This window comes from Streptomyces sp. NPDC045470, from assembly GCF_040646595.1.
Lineage (GTDB): Bacteria > Actinomycetota > Actinomycetes > Streptomycetales > Streptomycetaceae > Streptomyces.
Window position 1 is genome coordinate 69140 of sequence record NZ_JBEZAN010000001.1, and the last position, 7498, is coordinate 76637.

The 7498-nt window shown below is 75.0% G+C and carries 9 protein-coding genes; 6 read left to right on the plus strand and 3 right to left on the minus strand.

Translation table 11 applies throughout. From position 1 onward, the window contains the following. Both AB0A97_RS00335 and AB0A97_RS00340 read left to right on the plus strand, forming a co-directional pair. Entirely contained in the window at nucleotides 1–1407 is a 1407-nt protein-coding gene (locus AB0A97_RS00335) for a cobyrinate a,c-diamide synthase (protein WP_361142327.1), read from the plus strand. After that, on the plus strand, nucleotides 1400–2044 hold the full coding sequence (locus tag AB0A97_RS00340) for a VOC family protein (RefSeq protein WP_361142329.1): 645 nt from the start codon (nucleotides 1400–1402) through the stop codon (nucleotides 2042–2044). Before AB0A97_RS00335 ends, AB0A97_RS00340 begins: the two co-directional genes overlap by 8 nt. A 38-nt stretch (nucleotides 2045–2082) precedes the next feature. Here the strand turns inward: AB0A97_RS00340 and AB0A97_RS00345 are convergent, their stop codons facing one another. Beyond that, on the minus strand, nucleotides 2083–2808 hold the full coding sequence (locus AB0A97_RS00345; protein ID WP_361142332.1) for a ZIP family metal transporter: 726 nt from the start codon (nucleotides 2806–2808) through the stop codon (nucleotides 2083–2085). Between the two features lie 137 nt (nucleotides 2809–2945). On the opposite strand from AB0A97_RS00345, the gene AB0A97_RS00350 reads away from it, so the two are divergent. Both AB0A97_RS00350 and cobC read left to right on the plus strand, forming a co-directional pair. Next, the gene (locus AB0A97_RS00350; RefSeq protein WP_361142335.1) at nucleotides 2946–3425 is read left to right on the plus strand and encodes a cobalamin biosynthesis protein; all 480 of its coding nucleotides are present in this window, start codon (nucleotides 2946–2948) and stop codon (nucleotides 3423–3425) included. After that, on the plus strand, nucleotides 3422–4525 hold the full coding sequence (gene cobC / locus AB0A97_RS00355; protein WP_361142337.1) for an Rv2231c family pyridoxal phosphate-dependent protein CobC: 1104 nt from the start codon (nucleotides 3422–3424) through the stop codon (nucleotides 4523–4525). Before AB0A97_RS00350 ends, cobC begins: the two co-directional genes overlap by 4 nt. A 21-nt stretch (nucleotides 4526–4546) precedes the next feature. Here the strand turns inward: cobC and AB0A97_RS00360 are convergent, their stop codons facing one another. Together AB0A97_RS00360 and AB0A97_RS00365 are read right to left on the minus strand one after the other, a co-directional pair. Beyond that, a complete protein-coding gene (locus AB0A97_RS00360) occupies nucleotides 4547–5293 on the minus strand; it encodes an SDR family NAD(P)-dependent oxidoreductase (RefSeq protein WP_361142340.1) in 747 nt (248 codons plus the stop codon). A 32-nt stretch (nucleotides 5294–5325) separates the two neighbouring features. Then, complete coding sequence (locus AB0A97_RS00365; protein ID WP_361142343.1) at nucleotides 5326–5709, minus strand: hypothetical protein; 384 nt, start codon at nucleotides 5707–5709, stop codon at nucleotides 5326–5328. Between the two features lie 142 nt (nucleotides 5710–5851). Between AB0A97_RS00365 and AB0A97_RS00370 the strand changes: the two genes are divergently transcribed. Next, nucleotides 5852–6220, plus strand: a complete 369-nt coding sequence (locus AB0A97_RS00370) for a transcriptional regulator (RefSeq protein ID WP_361142346.1) — start codon at nucleotides 5852–5854, stop codon at nucleotides 6218–6220. 78 nt (nucleotides 6221–6298) lie between these two features. Further along, nucleotides 6299–7279: a bile acid:sodium symporter family protein gene (locus AB0A97_RS00375; protein ID WP_361142349.1), complete on the plus strand. Its 981-nt coding sequence runs from the start codon at nucleotides 6299–6301 to the stop codon at nucleotides 7277–7279. The last annotated feature ends 219 nt before the right edge of the window (nucleotides 7280–7498 follow it).

Here is a 7498-nt window from a genome sequence, read left to right on the forward strand (position 1 = left end):
GTGAGTACGATCCCCCGGCTCGTCATCGCCGCGCCCGCCTCGGGCAGCGGCAAGACGACCGTCGCCACCGGCCTGATGGCGGCCTTCACCGAGGCCGGGCTCACGGTCTCCGCGCACAAGGTGGGCCCGGACTACATCGACCCGGGCTACCACGCGCTGGCCACGGGCCGGCCGGGCCGCAACCTGGACGCGTACCTGTGCGGTCCCGGCCAGTTGGCGCCGCTGTTCCTGCACGGGTCGGCCGGTGCCGACCTGGCGGTGGTCGAAGGCGTGATGGGGCTCTACGACGGCGCCTCCGGGTTCGGCGAACTGGCCTCCACCGCACAGGTCGCCAAGCTGCTGCGGGCGCCGGTGGTGCTGGTCGTGGACGCCTCGGCGCAGTCCCGGTCGGTGGCCGCGCTGGTGCACGGCTTCGCGTCCTGGGACCCGGAGGTACGGCTGGCCGGGGTGATCCTGAACAAGGTCGGCTCGGACCGGCACGAGGAGCTGCTGCGCGCGGCGCTGGACGAGGCGGGCGTGCCGGTACTGGGCGCGCTGCGCCGGGCGCCGCAGGTGCAGACGCCGTCCCGGCACCTGGGCCTGATCCCGGTCGCCGAACGGCAGGCCGACGCGCTGGAGTCCGTACGGGCGCAGGCCGCCCAGGTACGGGAGGGCTGCGACCTCAAGGTCCTGCTGGCGCTGGCGCACAGCGCGCCGGAACTGCCCGGCACGGCCTGGGACCCGGCGCTCGCCGTCGCACGGAGCGTGACGGGCACGCAGGGTGCGGCCGCGGTCCCCGGCAAGCCCGTGGTGGCCGTCGCGGGCGGCGCCGCGTTCACGTTCTCGTACGCCGAGCACACCGAACTGCTGACGGCCGCCGGAGCCGAGGTGGCCGTCTTCGACCCGCTGCGCGACGAGCGGCTGCCCGCCGGGACGCAGGCCCTGGTGATCGGCGGCGGCTTCCCCGAGATGTACGCGGCCGAACTGTCGGCCAACGCGCCGCTGCGCCGGGCCGTGGTGGACCTGGCGGCCTCCGGCGCGCCGGTCGTCGCCGAGTGCGCGGGGCTGCTGTACCTGGCACGGACCCTCGACGGCGAGCCGATGTGCGGAGTGCTGCCCGCCGACGCGCGGATGTCGGAGCGGCTCACCCTGGGCTACCGGGAGGCGGTGGCGCTGGCCGACAACGCCCTGGCCGTGGCCGGTACGCGGGTGCGCGGCCACGAGTTCCACCGTACGGTGCTGGAACCGGGCGCGGGCGCGTCCCCCGCCTGGGGCATGACCCACCCCGCACGCCGGGTGGAGGGCCACGTCCAGGGCGGGGTGCACGCCTCGTACCTGCACGTCCACTGGGCGGCCGAGCCGTCGCTGGCCCGCCGCCTGGCCGCCCGTGCCGCCGACCGCCCGCCGCTGGAGGCCCGTTGTGGCTGACGCCGTACTGGACCACCTGGTCCTCGCCACACCCGACCTGGAGGACACCGCCGCCGAGGTCGCCGCGCTGACCGGCGTCCGGCCGGTGCCGGGCGGCGGCCACCCTGGCCGGGGCACCCGCAACGCCCTGCTGGGCCTGGGCGACGGCGCCTACCTGGAAATCATCGGCCCGGACCCCGCGCAGCCCGCGCCCGAGGCGCCGCGCTGGTTCGGCATCGACGCGCTGCGCGGCCCCCGGCTGGCCCACTGGGCGGTCCGGGTGCGCGGGATCGCCGGGCAGGTGGCACAGGCCCGTGCGCTGGGTTACGACCCGGGTGAGCCGGTGACGATGTCCCGCCGCACACCGGACGGCAGCACGCTCTCCTGGACGCTGACGCCACCGCGTACCGGCGGCGGCCTGGTCCCGTTCCTGCTGGACTGGGGTGCCACGCCACACCCGGCCGCCGCGCCGGGACTGCCGGTCGTACCGCTGCGCGCGTTCTCCGGTACGCACCCCGACCCGTCGACGATCCGCGCCGAGCTGGCCGCCCTGGGCGCCACGCTCACCGTCGATGCGGGCGACGAACCGGGCCTGTCGGCCGTACTGGAGGGCCGCAACGGGCCGGTCTCGGTCGGCCTGGGAGCCGGCGCGCCGTGACCTTTCCTCCCGGTGGCGTGCACTCCCGGCGCACCGGTTCAGCCCGCGAGGCCGACCACCAGCCAGATGAACCCCACACCCGCCACCGTGCACAGCAGGGTGGACAGCGCGGGATGGTCGTGGTGCGCCTCGGGGAGGATGTCGGAGGTCGCCAGGTAGAGCAGGACGCCGCCGAAGAAGCCCAGGTAAATCCCGAGCCATTGCTCCGGAAGGGTGAACAGCAGCGTCGAGGCGGCACCGGCCAGCGGGGCCAGCGCGTCCGCGCCGAGCATGGTCAGCGCCCGGTTGCGGGCGTTCCCGTACAGGCTGGTGATCGTGTACGTGTTGAAGCCGTCCGCGAAGTCGTGGGCGATGACGGCGATCGCCACGGCCACCGCCATCTCCCGCCCCACCTGGTACGCCAGGCCGATCGCGAAGCCGTCCATGAAGCTGTGCACCACCATGGCGGCCGCGGCCGTCAGGCCGACCTGCGGCACCCGTTCCTCCGGGTCCATGCCGTGCGCCGCCTTGCGGACCGCCAGCAGCCGTTCCACCGCGTGCGCGGCGAGGAACCCCAGGACGAAACAGAGCAGCGCGGCCGGCACGCCGTGGATCTCCTCTCCCGCCGCCTCCAGCGCCTCGGGCAGCAGGTCGAGGCCGACCACGCCCAGCATCAGGCCGCCCGCCAGCCCCAGGACCAGGTGGCGGCGGTCGGTGACCCGGTGGGCGACCCAGCCGCCGACCAGGGTCATCAGGAACGCGCCCAGCGCGATGACCACCGGCACGGTGTCACCCCTTCCCCGGGGTTCCGGCACCCCTCACTCCTGCTTACTGACCGGCCGGGCATCCCGCATGTCCGGAGCGCGGGCGCCCGGACCCTGGGCGTACGGAACCCGGCTGTCCGAGGCGCGGGACCGACGCGATGAGCCCGGAACCGATCGTCGTCGTCGGCGTCGGCGCCCGCCGGGGCGTCCAGGCCACCGAGGTGCTGGCACTCGTCAAGGACACTCTCGCGGCCGCGGGTACGACACCCGAAGCGATCACCGCGCTCGCGACCGTGGACACCAAGGCGGCGGAGCCGGGGCTGGCCGAGGCGGCCGGCCGGCTCGGCGTGCCGCTGCTGGCGTACCCGGCCGAGGTGCTGGCCACCGTGCCCGTACCGCATCCGTCCCCGGCGGCACTGGCCGCCACCGGCACGCCCAGCGTCGCGGAGGCCGCCGCGCTGGCCGGCGCGGACGCCCTCGCCATGAGTGGTTCCGGCACGAACCCCGCAACGCCTCCCCACGCCCGCCCGGCCCGGCTCCTCGTCGGCAAACGCACGTCGGGGCCAGGGGCCCGGGCCACCTGCGCCGTGGCACACGGACGCACACCTCACCACCTCTGCACCAAGGAGACGTCGTGACCACCCCGCCGCCCGCCGCCCCCGGCGGCATACCCGGCCCGTACCCGTACGAACCGGACCTGCGTCACCACGGGGACGCCGAAGTGCGCGGCGCGGACGCCGGGCTGACCGATCTCGCGGTCAACGTGCGCGCCGGGACGCCGCCGGCCTGGCTCAAGGCACGCATCGCGGCCTCGCTGGACGGGCTCGCCGCGTACCCGGACGGCGGCCCGGCCCGCCGGGCGGTGGCGGCGCGGCACGGCCTCCCGCCGGAACGGGTGCTGCTGACGGCGGGCGCGGCGGAGGCGTTCGTGCTGATCGCCCGCGCCGTACGGGCCCGGCGGCCGCTCGTCGTGCACCCGCAGTTCACCGAGCCCGAGTCGGCGCTGCGCGACGCCGGGCACCCGGTCGAGCGGCTGCTGCTCTCCGAGCGGGACGGCTTCCGGCTGGACGCGGACGCGGTCCCCGACGCGGCCGACCTCGTCATCGTCGGCAACCCGACCAACCCCACCTCCGTCCTGCACCCCGCCGAGGAGATCGCCCGGCTGGCGCGGCCCGGCCGCACCCTGGTCGTGGACGAGGCGTTCATGGACGCGGTGCCCGGCGAGCACGCGTCGCTGGCGTCGCGTACGGACGTGCCGGGGCTGGTCATACTGCGCAGCCTGACCAAGACATGGGGACTGGCGGGCCTGCGGATCGGCTACGTACTGGCCGCCCCGGAAACCATCGCGGACCTGGAACGGGCCCAGCCCCTGTGGCCGGTCTCGGCTCCGGCCCTCGCCGCGGCCGAGGCGTGCTGCGAACCGGCGGCGCTGGCGGAGGCGGCGGACGCGGCCCGGCAGATCGCGGCGGACCGGGACCAACTGCTGGCCCGGCTGGCGCAGGTACGCGGCCCCGACGGCCAGCGGGTGCACGTCATGACTCCGGCCGAGGGCCCGTTCGTCCTGGTCCGGATGCCGGACGCGGCGGCTGCCCGCACCCGGCTGCGGACACTCGGCTTCGCGGTACGGCGCGGTGACACGTTTCCGGGGCTGGGCCCGGAGTGGCTGCGGCTGGCGGTACGGGACCGGGCGACGACCGACCGTTTCACGGAGGCGCTGGAGAAGGCCCTGACAGGCTGACCCGGCGGCTCCCCCGCCGCCTCAGCGCATCAACGCGCCCCCGTTCACGTCGTACGTGGCGCCGGTGACGAACGTTTCCTCCGACGCCAGGAAGACGGCGACGCGGGCCACCTCCTCCGGAGTGGCGATCCGCCCGAGCGGCACCTGCGCGGTCAGCCCGGCCAGCGCCTCCGGCGAGACGGACCGGACCATCGGCGTGTCGATCATCGCGGGCGCGACGGTGTTCACGGTGATGCCGTCACCGGCCAGTTCGGCGGCGAAGACCCGGCTCAGCGCGATCAGCCCGGCCTTGGACGTCCCGTACGCGGCGCCGGTGGGGCGGGGCGTCTGCCCGGCGATCGAGGCCATGGTGACGATGCGTCCGTACCCGCGCTCGCGCATGTCCCCGGCGACGGCCCGGGTGAGGAAGAAGACGGCGCGCAGGTTGACCGCGAAGACCTCGTCCCACTCCTCCGGGGTGATCTCCCACAGGGAGACGGCCAGGGGCCGGGCGGCGTTGTTGACCAGGACGTCCACGGGCCGCCAGGCGCGGACCGTACGGTATGCCTCCTCGGTGGCGGGGAGGTCGCGCAGATCGGCGTGGACGGTACGGACGCGCTCCCCGCCCGGGTCGAGGTCCGCGGCCAGCGCCCGGTTGGCCGCGTCGTCGCGGTCCAGGGCCGCGACATACGCTCCCTCGGCGTGGAAGGCGCGGACGAGGGCGGCGCCGAGACCCTGGGCGCTGCCGGTGATCAGGACGGTACGGCCGGCGAGGCCGGTGTCGAGCACGGAGTGCTCCTTCCCGAAGGCGGACGGAGCGGTCACTCGGTGCCGAAGAACAGCGGACGCCCGGCCCGCGCCTCGATCCGCAGATAGCGCCACAGGCGTACGCCCCCGTCGCCCACCTCGGTGTCACGCACGATGCCGCAGATGCGGGACACGGTGTCCAGGTCGGGCACATCGGCGAGGATGTACGAGGTCCAGGGCCAGGCGGCGGACGCGCCGACCATGAACTGGTCGTCGTCGAGGGTGCCGAGGACACGGACGCCGAAGCGCTCGGCGAGCCGGGCGAAGGCGGGCGGGATGGCGGCGGCCACCGCGGTCCGCTCCTCGTCACCGGCGTTGAAGAACTCCTGGGTGACACCGATGCAGAAGAGGGTGCGCAGCGGGGTTTCGGGCGGGTCCGGTGCGGCGGTGGCGGACATGGCGGAACCTCGTCTCGGACGGCGGCGGGGACGGCGCGCGGCGGAAGGGAGTGCGCGGCGGTTTGCCGCGAACCAACAGTTAGAGGATCGTCGAAACGTCGACGGTCCGGACCGTATCACCCACTGAGAAGGCTCTTTGAACATGGCTCCCACGGAGACCGCCCGCAGCACGCCCCCCACCGCCTCTCCCCCGGCCGACGCCGACCAGCCGGACACCGGCGCCATCCGCCTCGGCCCGCTCCTCCAGGCGTTCGGCGACCCGCTGCGGCAGCACATCGTGCGGCGGCTCGCGGCGGACGGCGAGGCGGGCTGCGGCGCCATCGAACTGCCGGTGACCCGGGCCACCGGCTCGTACCACTTCCGCGTCCTGCGGCAGGCGGGCTGGACCCACACCCGCCAGATCGGCCGGGAGCGCTACATCTCACTACGCCGGGACGACCTGGAAGAACGGTTCCCCGGACTGCTGGCGGCCCTGCTCAAGGCAGCCGAGGCGGAATCGGCAACCCCCTGACCCCACGACGAGCCCCGCCCCCGTCCACCATCCGAAACCCGTTGCCCCGTACACGCAGCCCGGCGCTAAGGTGCCGCCGTGCCCACCGAACAGCTCAGCCAGCGCCCCGCCCCCACCGGCGACCTGCCCGCCTCCGACCGGGCGGCGCGGCGTGCCGTCACCGTCTTCCCTCTCCTGGTGATCGCGGCGGGCGCCGTCGGACTGCTGTGGCCCGCACCGTTCACCGGCTGGGCGCCCGCCGTCCCGTGGCTGCTCGGCGTCGTGATGTTCTCGATGGGGCTGACGCTCACGCCGCCGGACTTCGCGGCGGTCGCCAAGCGGCCCTGGGCGGTGGGCCTGGGCCTGGTCGCCCATTACGTGATCATGCCCGGCCTGGGCTGGCTGATCGCCACCGCCCTCCACCTGCCCCCGCAGCTCGCGGCCGGTGTCATCCTCGTCGGCTGCGCGCCCAGCGGCACCGCCTCCAACGTCGTGACCTACCTCGCCCGCGGCGACGTCGCCCTCTCCGTCTCGGTCGCCACCGTCTCCACCGTCCTCGCCCCCCTGATCACCCCACCGCTGACGCTCCTCCTCGCCGGCCAGTTCCTGGACGTGGACGCCGGGGTGATGGTGACCGACATCCTCAAGACGGTGCTGCTGCCGGTACTCGGCGGCCTGCTGGTCCGGCTCGTCGCGGGCCGCTGGGTCGACCGTGCGCTGCGCGCGCTGCCGTGGCTGTCCGCGGTGACGATCGCGGCCATCGTGCTGGTCGTGGTCTCCGGCAGCGCCGCCCGCATCAAGGACGCGGCGGCCCTGGTCGTCCTCGCGGTCGTCCTGCACAACGGCCTGGGCCTGGCCCTCGGTTACGCGGCGGGCCGCCTGGCCCGGCTGGGCAAACCGGCAGGCCGGGCGATGGCCTTCGAGGTCGGCATGCAGAACTCCGGCCTCGCCGCCTCCCTGGCCACCGCCCACTTCAGCCCGGCGGCAGCACTCCCGGCGGCCGTCTTCTCCGTATGGCACAACATCTCGGGCGCACTGGTGGCCGCCTGGATGGCCCGCAACACCCGTCACGAACGCTAGGCGCTCCGCTGGAGGTGCGGCGACATGCCGTCGATCGTCTGCGGCACCAAGGCGGCTGGTCGCGCAGTTCCCCGCGCCCCTTCAGGGCGCGGCCGAACCGCAGCCGACTTGGCCAGACCCGCTTGGCCCGCACCCGCACACGGTCCCGGCCCTCCAGCCCCCGCCCCACGACCCGCCCCCTCCCGCCACACAGCGACCAACGGCCAGCGGGGGCAGACG